Genomic DNA, 16,073 nt, shown 5'->3' on the forward strand with positions numbered 1-16,073 from the left:
GTTCGCGTCAAGCCCCCACGGTTCGAGAGGCCCGTCGCTGACCCTTCAGACGTGCCCGCGCCGGGTCCTCATGAGCAGCGTCGAGCAGCCCCGGGATCGACCAGTTCCCAGCCGTGCCGGCGTCGCGCCGGCCGGGTGGGACAGGCGCAGGACGACACCAGCCCCACCGCTCGGGAGCGGTGGGGCCGGAACGGGCGTACGTCGGCGGCGGGCCTCAGGGCCGCCGCGGGCGGGGACTCAGACGCGCAGGTACTTGCGGGTGGTGACCAGCGTCGGGATCACGGCCAGCACGAGGCCGACGAGGGCCACGCCGAGCATGGCCAGCCCGGTCTGGCTCCAGCCGATCCACGGGATCGACCGGATGGCGGGCTCGGCCTTCTGCATGACGACGAAGTAGACGCCGGCCCCCAGCGTCGCGCAGGCCAGCGCGGCGCCCACGAGGGCCGAGAACACGGCCTCGAAGAGGAACGGCAGGGTGATGTAGAGGTTGCTCGCCCCGACCAGCCGCATGATGCCGATCTCGCGTCGTCGCGCGAACGCGGCGAGCCGGATCGTGTTGCCGATCTGCAGCGCGGCGGCGATGAGCAGCAGCGCGGAGGCGACGATCGTCCCCCACTGCACGAAGTTGAGCGCCTTGAAGAACGGGTCCAGGTACTGGCGCAGGTCCTGGACCTTCTGCACGCCTCGCAACCCCTGGACCGAGGTGACGACGCCCTGGTACTCCTCGGGGTTCTTGAGCTTGACCCGGAAGGACTCCTGCATCTGGTCGACGGTCAGCGAGTCACGGATCGGGCTGCCGGCGTACGCGCGCTGGAACTCGTCGTACGCCATCTGCTTGGTCTCGAAGTATACGCCGTCGGCGGCCACCTCGGGGTTGGACAGCAGCGTCTGCTGGATGACCTGCTTCTGCGCGTCGGTCGCGTCGGTGCCCGGGTCGCAGTTGTCGCCCGAGACGTCGGCGGTGCACAGGAAGATCGAGATCTCGATCTTGTCGTACCAGCGGCCCTTCATGAGGTCGACCTGCTGGTTGGCCAGCAGCCCCGCGCCGAACAGCGACAGGGACACCCACATGGTCATGATGACCGCGAGGGTCATCGTCAGGTTCTGGCGGAGGCCGGCGCCGGTCTCGGAGAAGATGTGGCGGAAACGCATCAACGGTCCTTACTGGGGCTCACTGGTAGCCGTAGACGCCGCGGCTCTGGTCGCGCACGACCTCGCCGTCGTCGAGCTCGATCACGCGCTTGCGCATCTGGTCGACGATCGTCGAGTCGTGCGTCGCCATGAGGACGGTCGTGTTCGCACGGTTGATGCGGTCGAGCAGCTTCATGATGCCGATGCTCGTGGCCGGGTCGAGGTTTCCGGTCGGCTCGTCGGCGATGAGGATCATCGGCCGGTTGACGAACGCGCGGGCGATCGCGACGCGCTGCTGCTCGCCGCCGGACAGCTCCTCGGGCAGCCGGCCGCCCTTGCCGTCGAGACCGACGAGCTCGAGCACCTCGGGCACGACCCGCTTGATCGTGGACGGGGGCTTGCCGATCACCTGCAGGGCGAACGCGACGTTCTCGGTGACGGTCTTGTTGGGCAGCAGCCGGAAGTCCTGGAACACCGTGCCGATCTGGCGGCGCATGGCGGGGATCTTCCAGCTGTGCAGCTTGCCGAGGTCGCGGCCGGCCACGAAGACCTTGCCGCGGGTGGCGCGCTGCTCGCGAAGGATGAGGCGCAGGAAGGTCGACTTGCCCGACCCTGACGCCCCGACGAGGAAGACGAACTCGCCCTTGTCGATGTCGACGTTGACGCGGTCCAGCGCGGCGCGGCGCTGGCCGTCGTAGGTCTTGGAGACGCTCTCGAAACGGATCACTGGCTGGGTCCCGGCCGGGTAGGAGACTCCGTCCCAGCCTCACGCTGGGCCAGACGGCCGCGTCCACTGTAGGTGAGCGCGAGGCCCGCCCGGCTCAGGCGAGGACGAGGCGCGCCGCCCGGACGGTGTCCGGTCCGGGTGGCGCGGGCGCGGCCGGCCGCGCTCACGCGTCGGCGTGCTCGCGCATCCGCCAGCGGATCCCGGAGTCGATGAAGCCGTCGATGTCGCCGTCGAACACCGCGTCGGGCGAGGAGGTCTCGTAGTCGGTGCGCAGGTCCTTGACCATCTGGTAGGGGTGCAGCACGTACGAGCGCATCTGCGAGCCCCAGCTGTTGCCGCCGTCGCCCTTGAGCGCGTTCATCTCGGCCTCGCGGTCGTGGCGGGCCTTCTCGAGCAGCCGGGACTGCAGGACCCGCAGCGCGGCCGCCTTGTTCTGCAGCTGGGACTTCTCGTTCTGGCAGGAGACCACGATGCCCGTCGGCAGGTGGGTCAGCCGCACGGCCGAGTCGGTCGTGTTGACGCTCTGGCCGCCCGGGCCCGAGGAGCGGAACACGTCGACGCGGATGTCGGCCTCGGGGATGTCGATGTGGTCGGTCGACTCGGTGACCGGCAGCACCTCGACGCCCGCGAACGAGGTCTGGCGGCGCCCCTGGTTGTCGAACGGCGAGATCCGCACCAGCCGGTGCGTGCCCTGCTCGACCGACAGGGTGCCGTACGCGTACGGGGCGCGGACCTGGAAGGTCGTCGACTTGATCCCCGCCTCCTCGGCGTAGGAGGTGTCGAAGACCTCGGTGGCGTACTTGTGACGCTCGGCCCAGCGCAGGTACATCCGCTGCAGCATCTCGGCGAAGTCGGCCGCGTCGACCCCGCCGGCCTCGGAGCGGATGGTCACGAGGGCGTCGCGCTCGTCGTACTCCCCCGCCATCAGCGTGCGCACCTCGAGGGCGTCGATGGTCTTGCGCAGCGCGGCCAGCTCGCTCTCGGCCTCGACCATGCTCGCGTCGTCGCTCTCCTCCTGGCCGAGCTCGACGAGGACCGACAGGTCGTCGAGCCGCTGGCGCAGGTTCGTGACGCGGTCGACGTCGGCCTGCAGCGCGGACAGCCGCGAGGTGACCCGCTGGGCGTTGTCGACGTCGTCCCACAGGTCGGGTGCGGCGACCTGCTCCTCGAGCGCCGCGATCTCGACGCGCTTGCCGGCCGGGTCGAGCACGGCCTCGATGGAGGCGAGCGCGCGCTCGAGCTCGGGGATCGCCACGGAGAAGTCGGTACCAGCCACGACGTGCAAGTCTAGGGCGTCCCGCCCGGACCGTCCCCGGCCCGAGGACCAGCGAAGGAGTGCGTGCCCGTGCCCGAGGTCGTCCTGGCCGTCGACGTCGGCGGCACGAAGATGGCGCTGGCCCTGGTCGACGACGAGGGCACCGTGCTGGCCGAGGAGCTGCGGCCGACGCCCGTCGAGGCGGACCCGCTGCGCGTGGTCGCCCCGCTGCTCGAGGCGGTCGCCGTCCTCACGAGGCGGCTCCCCAGCGGGACCGAGCCCGTCCGCGTCGGCATCTCCTCCGCCGGACCGCTCGACGGCCCCCCCGGCACGGTGTCGCCGGTGAACATCGGCGCCTGGCGCGACTTCCCCCTCGTCGCGCAGGTCCGCGACGCCGTCGTCGAGGCCATCGGCCGCCCGGCCGTCGTCGGCCTCGCCAACGACGGCCACTGCTTCACCCTCGGCGAGCACTGGCTGGGCGCCGGCCGCGACGTCGACTCGATGGTCGGCCTGGTGCTGTCGACGGGCGTCGGCGCGGGCGCGGTGCTCGACGACCGCCTCTTCGGCGGCGCCACCGGCAACGCCGTCCACCTCGGGCACATCAGCGTGAACGCCTGGGGCGAGCGCTGCGTCTGCGGCGGGCACGGGTGCGTGGAGATGTACGCCCGCGGCCCGGCGATGGTCGCCGCCGCCCAGGCCCGGGGCTGGACCGGTGGGGACGACGCCAAGGCGCTGACCGCCGACGCCCGCGCGGGCGACCCGGTGGCCCTGGCCGTGGTGGACGAGGGCATGCGGGCGCTGGCCGCCGGCATCGCCACCACCGCGACCGAGCTCGACGTGACGACCTTCGTGCTGGGCGGCGGCGTGTCGAAGGCCGGCGACGTCGTCTTCGGGCCGCTGCGCCGCCACCTGCCCGAGTTCGCGGTGCTGCCCTACGTCACAAACCTCGAGGTGCGCCCGGCCGTGCTCGAGAACGCCGGCCTGCTCGGCGCGGCCGCGCTCGCGCTCCGGCTCGACCTGCCCTGACCCACGCCTCCCGCGCCGCGGGCAAGGTTCCCTGAGCCGCCAGCCACGTTCCCTGAGCCTGTCGAAGGGTCAGCGCAGCGGGCGGCCGTCCTCCCCGGGTTCGTCGGGCTCGTCGGGCTCCTCGGGCTCCGGCTCGCGGAGCTCCTCGATGCGGACGAAACGTTCCGCCGACGCATCCCTGCGCAGCGGCCGGTCTCCGACCCAGATCAGCACGAAGGCGGCGAACGACAGTCCCAGCGCGAGCACGGGCCCGAAGACGAGGACGAAGACCAGCGCGAGCGCGAGGACGTCCAGGCCGAGCACGACGAGCGCGCCGCGCGGGGTGATGCGGCTGCGCCGGGCCCGCCAGGTGACGTACGCGACCCACGGGACCATCGCCACGAGCGTGACCACGAGCGCGAAGCCCGACATCCCCGCCGAAAAGGCTCCGGCGACCAGCCGCAGCATGGCCACGAGCCCGATCGCCCCCGTCAGGACGCCGAGCGCGGTCCGGACGCCGAGCGTGGTGGTCATGGCGCGTCAGCGTACGGCGAGGGGCTCAGAGGTAGCCGAGCTGCTCCTGCAGCGCGCGCACGCGGGCCAGGTCGTCGGCGAAGCCGTCGGCGGAGACGAGGTCGTGCTCGTCGTCGTCGCTCTTGACCACGTACTCGACGGTCGCGACCACGGCGCGCTGCTGGCGGGCGGTGTACTCGTCCCAGTGCGCGAGGATCCGGGTGAGCCCGGCGTGGGCGGCGAAGGCGCGCTCGATGTCGAGCCGGTCGTTGCCGTGCATCGCGCCCAGGAGCATCGACCGGTGGGCCGACAGGGTCTCGCGCAGCACGACGGCCTCGTCCGTGGTCACGCGTCCAGGCTAGGGGCGCGGGCGCCCGCGCCGACCCTGGTTCGTCCCGGGTTCGCGGGACCGCCGCCGATCGGTGCGAGAATGACGCGCCCGTCGACGACCACCTGGTCCGCAGCGAGGGCGCGGGAGCATAGCTCAGCTGGTCAGAGCACCTGCCTTACAAGCAGGGGGTCGGGGGTTCGAGCCCCTCTGCTCCCACCCGTGGGCCACGACCCTGCCCGAGGACGCGCTGTTACAGGTGCGTACCGACCGCCGCGCCGGTGCAACGAAGCGGCCGCGCGGACCGATCCTGCTGGTGACCCGCACGCGTGCCGCACAGCAGGGAGCCGAGCCCATGGCCGTCGTCCACGTCTACCTGATCCCCGGCACCATGACGCGGGTTCCCAGTGGCTGGTGCGACCGGTGCCAGACCCCGTCGGTCTGGACCGGCCCGGTCTGGCGCCTCGCCCCGGCGGGCGTGGACCTGCACGGTCAGGTCACCGGCTGCCCCGACTGCGCGGCCTGGACCACCGTCCCTGCCCGCGCGGCGGTGGCGGCGACCGTCGAGGCCGAGCCGGGAGCCTGACGCCGCAGCGCGCGCCCGGCGGGAGCGGTCAGCGCCGCTCGGCGAGCAGCACGGGGATCTCACGGTCGGTCTTGGTCTGGTACTCCGCGTACGGCGGGTAGGCGGCCACGGCCCGGTCCCACCACTCCTGGCGCTCGGCGCCGGACAGCTCGCGCGCGTGGGCGTCCCAGCGATCCGCGCCGTCCTGAACCATCAGGGCGTCGGGGTCGGCGGTGAGGTTGTGGTACCAGACCGGGTGCTCCGGCGCGCCGCCCTTGGAGGCGACGAGCGCGTACTTCCCGTCGTGCTCCACCTTCATCAGCGCCATCTTGCGGAGCTTGCCCGACCGGCGGCCCCGCGTGGTGAAGATGACGACCGGCATCCCGGTGTCCCCCAGCGTGTTGGCCTCACGCCCGTCGGTCGCCTCGTAGGTCGCGACCTGGTCGCGCACCCACTGCTCGGGGCTTGGTTCGTACTCACCTTCCAGCGGCATGGAGCCAGCCTAAGCAGGTGTCGCGCCCCGGGTCAGCGGGGGCTGAGCGCCGTGCGGACGTGCTCGACGATGTCGCGGGGCTCGCCGATGCCGTGGAGCACCGACCAGGTCACGGTGCCCGAGCGGTCGACGAGGAACGACCCGCGCAGGGCGCAGCCGGCCTCGTCGTCGAACACGCCGTACTCGCGCGCGATCGCGCCGTGCGGCCAGTGGTCGCTCAGCAGGTCGAACGGCAGGTCCTCGGCCTCGGCGAAGGCACGCAGCGTGAACATCGCGTCGCACGACACGGCGACCACGCGTACGCCGGCCGCGGCCAGGTCGGCGTGACCGGCGCGCAGCGCCCCCAGCTCGGAGGTGCAGATGCCCGAGAAGGCCCACGGGTAGAAGACCAGCAGGACGCCGCCCTCAGCAGGACCGAGCAGGTCGTCGAGCGTGACCGTCTCGCCGTGGTGGTTCCGCGCGCGGAAGCCCGGCGCGCGCTCGCCGGTCGAGGGGGTCAGCGTCCGGCCCTCAGCGCCGGGTGCCGCGCGGGCGGACGAGCTTGGTCGCGGCCCAGTCGGTGGAGACCGAGACGCTGACCGTCTGAGCGAGGCCGGCGGTGATGGCCGCCTCGGAGAGGTCGCTCGCGTCGACGTAGCCGTCGCGGCCCACCTTGGGCGTCATCAGCCAGATGTAGCCGGTGTCGGTGAGGTCGGTCAGCGAGTCGACGAGGCCGTCGACCAGGTCGCCGTCCTCCGCGCGCCACCAGAGCAGCACCACGTCGACGGCCTCCACGGCCTCCTCGACGAGCTCGCCCTCGACCGTGTCCTCGATCGCGACCCTCAGGTCGTCGTCGACGTCGTCGTCCCACCCCAGCTCCTGGACGACCTGGCCAGCGGTGAGCCCCAGCTTGCTGGCCACCTGGCTGTCGCCGGAGGCACCTGCCGCCGTGCTCACGCCACTCTCCCCTCGTCGGCCCACCTGCCCGGCCCTCTGCGTCTGGTCGTGCCCCGGGCATCGCCCGGTCGCACCGTGGGGATCACCCTCCCACAGGCGTGCCCCACCAGGAAGGGGAACAGGCGCAGGAGTCGGCGCGTCGGGCCTGGTCAGGGCGCCGGAAGGGCCTCCGGTGCCCACGGCCGTGCGACCTGTCGGTGTCCGGTGACAGGATGGGGGGACGCAGAAGATGGGCGCGCGTGGCACCACCCCTCGCCGCGCGGCCCGGAGTGAGGAGCATCGATGGCGAGCCAGACCGGCCAGACCAGCACCAACGGCGCGATCAGCGGCGGTGGACCCCGGCCGACCCTGACGGCGGAGGGCCTGGTGCACCAGGTCCCCGACATCGACCCCGAGGAGACGCAGGACTGGTTGGAGTCGCTCGACGACCTGCTCGCCGAGAAGGGCAAGCACCGCGCCCGCTTCGTCATGCTGCAGCTGCTGGCGCGCGCCCGCGAGCGCCAGGTCGGCCTGCCGGCCCTGCGCAGCAGCGACTACGTCAACACGATCCCGCCGGAGGCGGAGCCGTGGTTCCCCGGCGACGAGCACATCGAGCGCCGGTTGCGGGCGTACCTGCGCTGGAACGCGGCGATCATGGTCAGCAAGGCCAACCGCAAGGGCCTCGAGGTCGGCGGCCACATCGCCACCTACCAAAGCGCGGCGAGCCTGTACGAGGTCGGCTTCAACCACTTCTTCCGCGGCAAGGACCACCCCGGCGGCGGCGACCACATCTTCATCCAGGGCCACGCCTCCCCCGGCATCTACGCGCGCGCCTTCCTGGAGGGCCGCCTCAGCGCCGACCAGCTCGACGGGTTCCGCCAGGAGGTCTCGCGCGGACCGGGCCGCGGCCTGTCGTCCTACCCGCACCCGCGCCTGATGCCGGAGTTCTGGGAGTTCCCGACGGTCTCCATGGGCCTGACGGGCATCAACTCGATCTACCAGGCCCGCTTCAACCGCTACCTGGCCAACCGAGGCATCAAGGACACCGCCGACCAGCACGTCTGGGCGTTCATGGGCGACGGCGAGATGGGTGAGCCCGAGTCGCTCGGCGCCATCCGCGTCGCCGCGCGCGAGGGCCTGGACAACCTGACCTACGTCATCAACTGCAACCTGCAGCAGCTCGACGGCCCGGTCACCGGCAACGGCAAGGTCGTCCAGGAGCTCGAGTCGTACTTCCTCGGCGCCGGCTGGCACGTCATCAAGGTGCTGTGGGGCCGCGACTGGGACCCGCTGCTGGCCGCGGACGCGTCCGGCGCGCTGGTCAACAAGATGAACACCACGCCGGACGGGCAGTACCAGACCTACCTGGTCGAGGACGGCGCCTACATCCGGCAGAACTTCTTCGGCGACCCGCGTCTGGCCAAGATGGTGGCGGGCTTCAGCGACGAGGAGATCAAGCGCCTCTCGCGCGGCGGGCACGACTACCGCAAGGTGTACGCGGCGTTCAAGGCGGCGTCGGAGCACGTCGGGCAGCCGACGGTGATCCTCGCGCAGACCGTCAAGGGCTGGACGATCGACGCCCTCGAGGGCAAGAACGCCACGCACCAGATGAAGAAGCTGACGACGAAGGACCTCAAGGCCTTCCGCGACCGGCTCTACCTCGACATCCCCGACAGCCAGCTCGAGGACCCGTACAACCCGCCCTACTACCACCCGGGGCAGGACAACGAGGAGATCCAGTACCTGCAGGAGCGTCGTCGCGCGCTCGGCGGCTACATCCCCGAGCGCCGGGTCAACCCGACGATCGTCAAGCTGCCCGGCGACGAGGTGTACGCGCCGCTGATGGAGCCGGCGGGCGGGGCGAAGGTCGCCACGACGCAGGCGTTCGTGCGGCTGCTGCGCGACCTGATGCGCGACAAGGAGATCGGCCAGCGCCTCGTGCCGATCGCGCCGGACGAGTTCCGGACCTTCGGCATGGACTCGATGTTCCCGACGGCGAAGATCTACAACCCGCACGGGCAGACGTACGAGTCGGTCGACCGCAAGCTGCTGCTCTCCTACAAAGAGGCCAAGAACGGGCAGCTGCTGCACGAGGGCATCAGCGAGGCCGGTGCCATGGGGTCGACGATCGCCGCAGGCGCGTCGTACTCGATGCACGGCGAGCCGATGATCCCCGTCTACATCTTCTACTCGATGTTCGGCTTCCAGCGGACCGGCGACTCGATCTGGGCCATGGCCGACCAGATGTCGCGCGGCTTCCTCATCGGCGCCACCGCGGGCCGCACCACGCTCACCGGCGAGGGCCTGCAGCACGCCGACGGGCACTCCCCGCTCCTGGCGAGCACCAACCCGGCCGTCGTGCACTACGACCCGGCGTTCGCCTTCGAGATCGGCCACATCGTCAAGGACGGGCTGCGCCGCATGTACGGCCGCGAGGACCCCGACCACCCGGACGGCGAGAACCTCATCTACTACCTCACCGTCTACAACGAGCCGGTCGACCAGCCGGGCGCTCCGGAGGGCCTGGACGTCGAGGCGCTGCTGCGTGGCCTCTACCGCTACAACACCGCGCCGATCGACGCCGACGGCAAGCCGCGCGCGCAGCTGCTCGCCTCCGGTGTCGCCATGGCCGCGGCGCTGCGGGCGCAGAAGATGCTGGCCGACGAGTGGGGCGTGGCCGCCGACATCTGGTCGGTGACCTCGTGGAACGAGCTGCGCCGCGACGCCGTCGAGACGGCCAAGTGGAACCTCGATCACCCGGGCGAGGACAAGCGCTACCCGCACGTGACGCAGATGCTGCACGGCGCGCAGGGCTCGGTCGTCGCGGTCAGCGACTACATGCGGGCGGTGCAGGACCAGATCGCGCCGTACGTCTACCAGCCGTGGACGTCGCTCGGGACGGACGGGTTCGGGTTCGCCGACACCCGCGCGGCCGCCCGACGGTTCTTCGAGGTCGACGCCGAGTCGATCGTGGTGGCCACGCTGGAGAGCCTGGGGCGTGAGGGTCAGTACGACCCGGCCGCGGCCAAGCGGGCGTACGACCAGTACCGCGTCGGCGACCCGACCGCCGTCGCCGGTGTGGCGCAGGAGGGTGCGGGCGCCTGAGCTCGTCGAACGCCCCCTGAGCCTCAGGTGGCTCAGGGGCGTCGTATCTCCGGCAGCGCCGACGCGGCAACGCCCCCTGAGCTCGTCGAAGGGCCACGAAGTGGTTGGCGTTGATGCCTGCCGAGTGCGTGGCCCTTCGTGCTGCTCGGGTCCTGGACGCCGACCTCTGACGAGGCCCTTCGACAAGCTCAGGGAGCGTCCTGCTTCAGCGAGCTCACGGAGCGTTGCGCGTCGACAAGCTCAGGGAGCGTCCTGCTTCAGCGAGCTCACGGAGCGTTCCGCGTCGACATGCTCAGGGAGCGTCCTGGAGCGGAGGACGTCGAGCAGGGAGTCGAGGGCGGCCTCGAGGGGCCAGCTGCTGCGTTCGGGCTGGCTGAGCATCAGCCCGCCCTGGACGGCCGCGAGGATGGCGGCGGCCATGCGGTCGGCGTCGACGCCGGCCTCGAGGTGTCCGGCCTCGCTCATCCGACGGATCCCGTCAGCGAGCTTGCCCCGCCACAGGCGCATGGCGTCCGCCACGAACCCGGCGAGCGCGGGATCGGTGGCCGCGGCCTCCCACGCCAGCGAACCGATCGGGCAGGCCCAGCGGCCCAGTCGCAGGTAGTAGTCGACGAGCGCGTCGCGCCAGGCGTGCCACGACTCCCAGGTCGACAGGTCGTCCAGCCACGGCAGCTGCGCGTCCAGCAGCTGCTGCCCCTCCCAGGCCGCGACCTCGCGCACCAGCTCGGTCTTGCCGCCGGGGAAGTAGTGGAACAGCTGGCTCTTGCTCGTCAGCGTCGCGGCGCGGACGCCGTCAAGCGTCGTGCCGCCGATCCCGCCGGCGAGGATCTGCTGCCCGGTCGCCTCGATGATGCGCTGCCGCGTCTCCCGGCCCCGCGTCGTGAGGGTTGCTGCCACGCGCTCACCTTACGTTGTGGACCACAGGGTCCAGTCTTGTGCTAGAACTGGACCATGCAGTCCAACGCAGAGGTCCTGTCCACCCTTCCCACCGACGACCGCCTCGCCGGGCGCACGGCCGTCGTCACCGGCTCCAGCGCCGGCATCGGCGAGGCCGTCGCGCGCGTCCTCGCCAGCTCCGGGGCGACCGTCGTCGTCACCGCCCGCGAGGCCGACCGCGCCTCCGGCGTCGTGCGGAGCATCGAGGCCGCGGGCGGCACGGCGCGCGCCCTGACCGTCGACCTCGGCGGTTCGTACGCCGACCTGCGCCGCTTCGCGGCCGAGGCGACCGACGTCCTGGGTGGCCGCGTCGACGTCCTCGTGAACAACGCGGGCATCTACCCCGTCGGCCCGACCGAGGCCCTGGCCGACGACGACCTGGACGCGCTGCTCGCGGTGAACGTCCGCGCCCCGCACGTGCTCGTCGGCGCGCTGGCCCCCGCCATGGCCGAGCGGGGCGACGGCGTCGTGGTCAACATCGGCTCCTGGATGGCCCGGGTGGGCGTGCCGGCGATGGCGATGTACCCGGCGACGAAGGCCGCGATCGAGCAGCTGACCCGCGGCTGGGCGGCCGAGTACGGGCCCCGCGGCGTGCGCGTCGTCGGCGTCGCCCCCGGCGCCACGAGCACCCGCGGCAACGCCGACTACCCCGAGGCGATGGACCAGCTCGCCCGCGCGACCGTCGCCGGCACGCCGGTGCGGCCGGTCGACGTCGCGTACGCGGTCCGGTTCCTGGTCTCCGACGAGGGCCGCTTCGTGCAGGGCAGCTCGGTCGACGTCGACGGCGGCCTCGTCGGCGCCCGCCTCGGCTGACGAAGCGAACCTGAAGATCGCGCCGGCTTGAGGTCTTCTTCAGGCTCGCCTCGCACCCTGGAGCCATGACGCACCTCGGACTCGTCGACCTCGTCGCCCTCGTGCTCGTGGGCTCCTCCGTCGTCGGGGCGCTCGTCGCCCGTCGGGGCCTGCTCCCCGCACTTCTCTCGGGGGCCGGGACGGCCGTCTTCTGCTGGCTGGTCTGCCTCGGGCTGGTCGCGTGGGCGCCCGGGACCCTCGCCCGGGCCGCCTCGTCGAGCGCGCTGCTCGAGCTCGTCCCGGTTCCCCGGCCCGCGCTCGAGCAGGCGCGGGCGCTGGGCGGCTGGCTGGCCGGCCAGCTCGGCACCTGGCACTGAGCCGGCGGACCCGGGCGCTCCCGGGCCGGAGAGGTCAGCCGAGCCGGCGGGCCACGACGGCGTACAGCGGGTCGCCGCGGTAGCCGCGGGCCGGGGTGCGCAGCGAGACCTCGGGCTCGCCGAACCCGCCGGCGAGCCGGACGTACGCCGCCGCGATCGCGCAGCGGGTCGGCTCGTCGGCGTAGAGCCAGCCGGCGACCGCCTTGCTCGGGAAGAGCCGGTTGGAGAAGGTCAGCACCACCGGCGCGCCCGGGCGCAGCACGCGCCCGGCGTCGCGGAGCACCTCGACCGGACGCACGAGGTAGTCGACCGACACGCAGCACAGCGCCGCGTCGAAGGAGGCGTCGGGGAACGGCAGGACCGGGTCGGTGTTGAGGTCCTGCACGACCCGCTCGGTCGCCATCGGGTTGGCGCGCAGCTCGGCGGCGTTCATCCCGAGCACGACGAGCTCCGACGGCGGGGTGCGCAGGTGCGAGACCCACGAGGACATGAGGTCGAGGACCCGGCGCGGCTCCCCCGTCGACCCGTCGACACCGAGCTCGGCGTAGAGGTCCGAGACCGCCGCGATCGCGCCGTCGTCGATGTGCGTGACGAGCCGGGGCGGGCCGTAGAACGTCGCGTCCGGCCGCTCGTCCTCGCGCGCGAAGAAGCCGGGCGGGAAGGGGTCGTCGCCCGTGGGCTCGGACGGGCTCACGCCGCGGCCGCAGCCGCCTCGGTCAGCGCCGCGCGGGTGTCGGCCACGGCCTGCCGGTTGCCGGCCACGAGCCAGCGCTGGGCGCCGATGACGACCTCCTCGGCCACCCCGCCGGCTCCGATCACGAGGGCCGCGCCCGGGAACCAGTCCCACGGGTGCAGGTTCGCCTGCAGGAACACGCCGATCCGTCCGGTCGCCACCCCGGCCAGGTCGACCGAGGCCGACCCGAACATGCGCGTCGTGGCGGCGGCGCCGGTGGCGGCGTTCCACGAGGCGGCCTTGACCTTGTCGCGCAGGTGCGACGCGTTGGAGTAGGTGGCGACGGAGACCTCGGCCAGCGGGCGGTCGGCCAGCGTCGGCAGCTCGCGGCCGTTCAGCGTCGTGGGCCGGCCGCGACCACCCACCCACAGCTCCTCGCGAGCCGGGTAGTAGACGGCGCCCAGCAGCGGGCCCTGGTCGTCGGTGAGGCCGACGGCCGAGCACCAGTACGGGATGCCGGACAGGAAGTTGTAGGTCCCGTCGACGGGGTCGATGTACCAGGTGCGTCCGCTCCCGCCACCGTCCTCCGTCGTGCGGGCGCCCTCCTCGCCGACCAGGCCGTCCTCGTGCCGCTCGGCGGCCAGGCGTCCCGCGACCAGCGCCTCTGCGGCGTGGTCGGCCGCGGAGACGACGTCGGAGATCGAGGTCTTGAAGTGGGTGTCCAGCCCCGAGTCGAGCATCTTGGCAGCCAGGCTGCCCGCCTCTCGTACGAGGTCGGCCGCCAGCGCGTCGTCGTCCACGGGTTCGACCCTATGCGGTGGCGGCCCGCGATCCGGGAGGCCGGGACCCGCTCAGCCCTTGTCGGCCCAGGCCAGCAGCCGGTCGATGGGCCAGGTGTTGACGATGCGGTCGGGGTCGAGGCCGAGCGCCTCGGCCCGCTCGCAGCCGTACGCGAGGAACTCCAGCTGACCGGGCGCGTGGGCGTCGGTGTCGATGGTGAAGAGGCAGCCGGCCTCGATCGCCTGCTGCAGCAGCCGCGTCGGCGGGTCGCGCCGCTCGGGCCGCGAGTTGATCTCGACCGCCACGTCGAAGGTCCGGCACGCCTCGAAGACGACCTCGGCGTCGAAGACCGACTCCGGCCGGGTGCCGCGCGAACCCTCGATCAGGCGACCGGTGCAGTGGCCGAGGACGTTCGTGCGCCGGTTGGCGATGGCGCCGACCATGCGGTGGGTCATGGTCTCGGAGTCCGAGCGCAGCTTGGAGTGCACGCTCGCGACGACGACGTCGAGGCGGGCCAGCAGCGCGTCGGTCTGGTCGAGGCCGCCGTCCTCGAGGATGTCGACCTCGATCCCCTGCAGCACCCGGAAGGGCGCCATCTCCTCGTTCAGGCGTGCGGTGAGCGCCATCTGCTCCTGCAGCCGCTCGGGGCTCAGGCCGCGCGCCACGGTGAGGCGCGGCGAGTGGTCGGTGATCACGCAGTACTCGTGCCCGAGCGCCTGGGCCGTGGCCATCATCTCCTCGACGGGGCTGCCGCCGTCGGACCAGGTGGAGTGGGTGTGCAGGTCCCCGCGCACCTTCGCCCGCAGCTCTGCGCCGCCGGCGACGAGGGGTTCGCGGTCGTCGCGCAGCTGCTGCAGGTAGTCGGGCACCCGCCCGGCCAGGGCCTGGGTGATCACGGTCGCGGTCTTGGGACCGACGCCGGTGGCCTTGGCCCACGAACCGTCGGCCTGCCGCCGCTCGCGCTCCGCCGCCGGCATCGCCGCCACGGCGTCGGCCGCACCCCGGTAGGCCCGTACGCGGTAGGTGTCGGCCCGCGAACGTTCGAGCAGGAACCCGATCTCGCGCAGCACCGCGACCGGGTCGAGCGGCTCCCCCGCCTGCGCCACCTGCGTCCTCCTCCCGGTCGAACGTGCGTGGTCGACCCCTACGCTCGACCTTATGGCGGCGAGCACCAGGGGCATCGCGAGGACCCTGCTCCCCCCACCCAAGTCACGCGCGGCGATGGCCAAGCGCCTCGCCGGCACGACCGCAGCCATGACGACGGCGACGGTGGCGGAGATGGAAGAGCGCCACCCGTGGTTCCGTGAGCTGGACGCCGAGCACCGCTCCTGGGTGGGCGTCGTGGCCCGGGCCGGCATCGACGGCTTCGTGACGTGGTTCGCCGACCCCGACCCGCAGGCGCCGACGACGACCGACATCTTCGGCGCGGCGCCCCGCGCGCTGACGCGCAAGATCTCCCTGTCGCAGACCGTCGAGCTCGTCCGCACCACGATCGACGTGGTCGAGGCGCAGATCGACGAGGTCGCGCCACGCGGCGACCGGCCCGTCCTGCACGCGGCGATCGTCGGCTACAGCCGCGAGGTGGCCTTCGCCGCCGCCGAGATCTACGCGAAGGCTGCCGAGCTCCGCGGCGCCTGGGACGCCCGGCTCGAGGCGCTCGTCGTCGACGCCGTGCTGCGCGGCGAGACCGACGAGACCGTGCTCTCGCGGGCGTCGACCCTCGGCTGGCGCTCCTCGGGCGGCGTCGTCGTCGTGGTGGGCGCGGCTCCGGAGAGCGAGGCCGGACCCGCCGTCGAGTCGGTGCGCCGGACGGCCTCCGCCGCCGGCCTCGACATGCTCGGCGCCGTGCAGGGTGACCGGCTGGTCGTGGTCCTGGGCGGGGCCGCGCTGGTCGAGCCCGGTGCCGCCACCCAGGTGGTGTCCCGCTTCGTCGAGTGCTTCGGGGACGGGCCCGTGGTCGTCGGGCCGCCGGTCGAGCACCTGATGGACGCTGCCGCGTCGACACGGGAGGCGTTCTCCGGGTTCCGGGCCGCGCCCGCGTGGCCCGAGGCGCCGCGACCGGTCGACGCGTCCGACCTGCTGCCCGAACGGGCGCTCTCCGGCGACGGCCACGCCCGTCGCGCGCTGGCCGGCGACCTGTACGACCCGCTCGTCGCCGCGGGCGGCGGCCTGCTCGACACCCTCGTGACGTTCCTCGACCAGGGCCTGCAGGTGGAGGCGGCCGCCCGCGCGCTGTTCGTGCACGCCAACACGGTGCGCTACCGCCTACGCCGCATCCACGAGGTGACGGGCTACTCCCCCACCGACCCGCGCGACGCGTACGCGCTGCGCCTGGCCCTGACCCTCGGCCGCCTGCGGCGCTGAGCGCGCCCTCCTGATCGAGACCCAAGCGTGACCTGAGGAGTCCTTGACGTATCGACGGTGCGACCCGTTGACTACGCAGTCAAGGCAGCCGACGACGACGTCGGCCGCACTGAC

General features: G+C 72.7%; 18 protein-coding genes and 1 tRNA gene. 7 read left to right on the plus strand and 12 right to left on the minus strand.

Annotation, left to right across the window (positions count from 1 at the left end):
• Positions 1 to 237: 237 nt before the first annotated feature.
• The 3 genes from ftsX to prfB form a co-directional block, all read right to left on the minus strand.
• Entirely contained in the window at positions 238 to 1,152 is a 915-nt protein-coding gene (gene ftsX / locus BMY04_RS13580; RefSeq protein WP_091181412.1) for a permease-like cell division protein FtsX, read from the minus strand.
• Between the two features lie 19 nt (positions 1,153 to 1,171).
• Positions 1,172 to 1,858: a cell division ATP-binding protein FtsE gene (ftsE, locus tag BMY04_RS13585; protein WP_091181418.1), complete on the minus strand. Its 687-nt coding sequence runs from the start codon at positions 1,856 to 1,858 to the stop codon at positions 1,172 to 1,174.
• Between the two features lie 163 nt (positions 1,859 to 2,021).
• Positions 2,022 to 3,134 (minus strand): peptide chain release factor 2, encoded by a 1,113-nt coding sequence (prfB, locus tag BMY04_RS13590; RefSeq protein WP_091181419.1) that lies wholly within the window; start codon positions 3,132 to 3,134, stop codon positions 2,022 to 2,024.
• Positions 3,135 to 3,203: 69 nt separating this feature from the next.
• Here prfB and BMY04_RS13595 point away from each other — a divergent pair, with 69 nt between their 5' ends.
• A complete protein-coding gene (locus BMY04_RS13595; protein WP_232506391.1) occupies positions 3,204 to 4,139 on the plus strand; it encodes an ROK family protein in 936 nt (311 codons plus the stop codon).
• Between the two features lie 69 nt (positions 4,140 to 4,208).
• Here the strand turns inward: BMY04_RS13595 and BMY04_RS13600 are convergent, their stop codons facing one another.
• Both BMY04_RS13600 and BMY04_RS13605 read right to left on the minus strand, forming a co-directional pair.
• Complete coding sequence (locus BMY04_RS13600; protein ID WP_091181423.1) at positions 4,209 to 4,652, minus strand: hypothetical protein; 444 nt, start codon at positions 4,650 to 4,652, stop codon at positions 4,209 to 4,211.
• Positions 4,653 to 4,677: 25 nt separating this feature from the next.
• A complete protein-coding gene (locus BMY04_RS13605; RefSeq protein ID WP_091181425.1) occupies positions 4,678 to 4,980 on the minus strand; it encodes a hypothetical protein in 303 nt (100 codons plus the stop codon).
• A 124-nt stretch (positions 4,981 to 5,104) separates the two neighbouring features.
• Here BMY04_RS13605 and BMY04_RS13610 point away from each other — a divergent pair.
• A tRNA-Val gene (locus BMY04_RS13610) sits at positions 5,105 to 5,178 on the plus strand.
• Positions 5,179 to 5,314: 136 nt separating this feature from the next.
• Complete coding sequence (locus tag BMY04_RS13615) at positions 5,315 to 5,545, plus strand: hypothetical protein (RefSeq protein ID WP_139209853.1); 231 nt, start codon at positions 5,315 to 5,317, stop codon at positions 5,543 to 5,545.
• A gap of 28 nt (positions 5,546 to 5,573) precedes the next feature.
• Here the strand turns inward: BMY04_RS13615 and BMY04_RS13620 are convergent, their stop codons facing one another.
• The 3 genes from BMY04_RS13620 to BMY04_RS13630 are packed head-to-tail and all read right to left on the minus strand — an operon-like array spanning position 5,574 to position 6,953.
• On the minus strand, positions 5,574 to 6,017 hold the full coding sequence (locus tag BMY04_RS13620; RefSeq protein ID WP_091181442.1) for a nitroreductase family deazaflavin-dependent oxidoreductase: 444 nt from the start codon (positions 6,015 to 6,017) through the stop codon (positions 5,574 to 5,576).
• Between the two features lie 32 nt (positions 6,018 to 6,049).
• Positions 6,050 to 6,517 carry a redoxin domain-containing protein gene (locus BMY04_RS13625; protein ID WP_091181445.1) on the minus strand — a complete coding sequence of 156 codons (468 nt, stop codon included), beginning with the start codon at positions 6,515 to 6,517 and terminating at the stop codon, positions 6,050 to 6,052.
• Positions 6,518 to 6,527: 10 nt separating this feature from the next.
• A complete protein-coding gene (locus BMY04_RS13630) occupies positions 6,528 to 6,953 on the minus strand; it encodes a DUF3052 domain-containing protein (RefSeq protein WP_091181459.1) in 426 nt (141 codons plus the stop codon).
• 282 nt (positions 6,954 to 7,235) lie between these two features.
• Between BMY04_RS13630 and aceE the strand changes: the two genes are divergently transcribed.
• The gene (gene aceE / locus BMY04_RS13635) at positions 7,236 to 10,037 is read left to right on the plus strand and encodes a pyruvate dehydrogenase (acetyl-transferring), homodimeric type (protein WP_091181485.1); all 2,802 of its coding nucleotides are present in this window, start codon (positions 7,236 to 7,238) and stop codon (positions 10,035 to 10,037) included.
• Positions 10,038 to 10,277: 240 nt separating this feature from the next.
• On the opposite strand, the gene BMY04_RS13640 is transcribed toward aceE, so the two are convergent.
• Entirely contained in the window at positions 10,278 to 10,934 is a 657-nt protein-coding gene (locus BMY04_RS13640) for a TetR/AcrR family transcriptional regulator (protein WP_091181487.1), read from the minus strand.
• Positions 10,935 to 10,988: 54 nt separating this feature from the next.
• On the opposite strand from BMY04_RS13640, the gene BMY04_RS13645 reads away from it, so the two are divergent.
• Positions 10,989 to 11,786 carry an SDR family NAD(P)-dependent oxidoreductase gene (locus tag BMY04_RS13645; protein WP_091181489.1) on the plus strand — a complete coding sequence of 266 codons (798 nt, stop codon included), beginning with the start codon at positions 10,989 to 10,991 and terminating at the stop codon, positions 11,784 to 11,786.
• 65 nt (positions 11,787 to 11,851) lie between these two features.
• Complete coding sequence (locus BMY04_RS13650) at positions 11,852 to 12,142, plus strand: hypothetical protein (RefSeq protein ID WP_091181493.1); 291 nt, start codon at positions 11,852 to 11,854, stop codon at positions 12,140 to 12,142.
• A 34-nt stretch (positions 12,143 to 12,176) separates the two neighbouring features.
• Here the strand turns inward: BMY04_RS13650 and BMY04_RS13655 are convergent, their stop codons facing one another.
• The 3 genes from BMY04_RS13655 to BMY04_RS13665 are packed head-to-tail and all read right to left on the minus strand — an operon-like array spanning position 12,177 to position 14,701.
• Positions 12,177 to 12,836 carry a class I SAM-dependent methyltransferase gene (locus BMY04_RS13655; protein WP_091181495.1) on the minus strand — a complete coding sequence of 220 codons (660 nt, stop codon included), beginning with the start codon at positions 12,834 to 12,836 and terminating at the stop codon, positions 12,177 to 12,179.
• Positions 12,833 to 13,615, minus strand: coding sequence for an inositol monophosphatase family protein (locus BMY04_RS13660; protein ID WP_170854133.1), 783 nt, complete (start codon positions 13,613 to 13,615; stop codon positions 12,833 to 12,835). The genes BMY04_RS13655 and BMY04_RS13660 overlap by 4 nt, the downstream gene beginning before the upstream one ends.
• A gap of 51 nt (positions 13,616 to 13,666) precedes the next feature.
• Positions 13,667 to 14,701 (minus strand): PHP domain-containing protein, encoded by a 1,035-nt coding sequence (locus tag BMY04_RS13665; RefSeq protein ID WP_232506392.1) that lies wholly within the window; start codon positions 14,699 to 14,701, stop codon positions 13,667 to 13,669.
• A gap of 52 nt (positions 14,702 to 14,753) precedes the next feature.
• Here BMY04_RS13665 and BMY04_RS13670 point away from each other — a divergent pair, with 52 nt between their 5' ends.
• Positions 14,754 to 15,959, plus strand: a complete 1,206-nt coding sequence (locus BMY04_RS13670) for a PucR family transcriptional regulator (protein WP_091181780.1) — start codon at positions 14,754 to 14,756, stop codon at positions 15,957 to 15,959.
• The last annotated feature ends 114 nt before the right edge of the window (positions 15,960 to 16,073 follow it).

Source organism: Microlunatus flavus, from assembly GCF_900110855.1.
Lineage (GTDB): Bacteria > Actinomycetota > Actinomycetes > Propionibacteriales > Propionibacteriaceae > Microlunatus > Microlunatus flavus.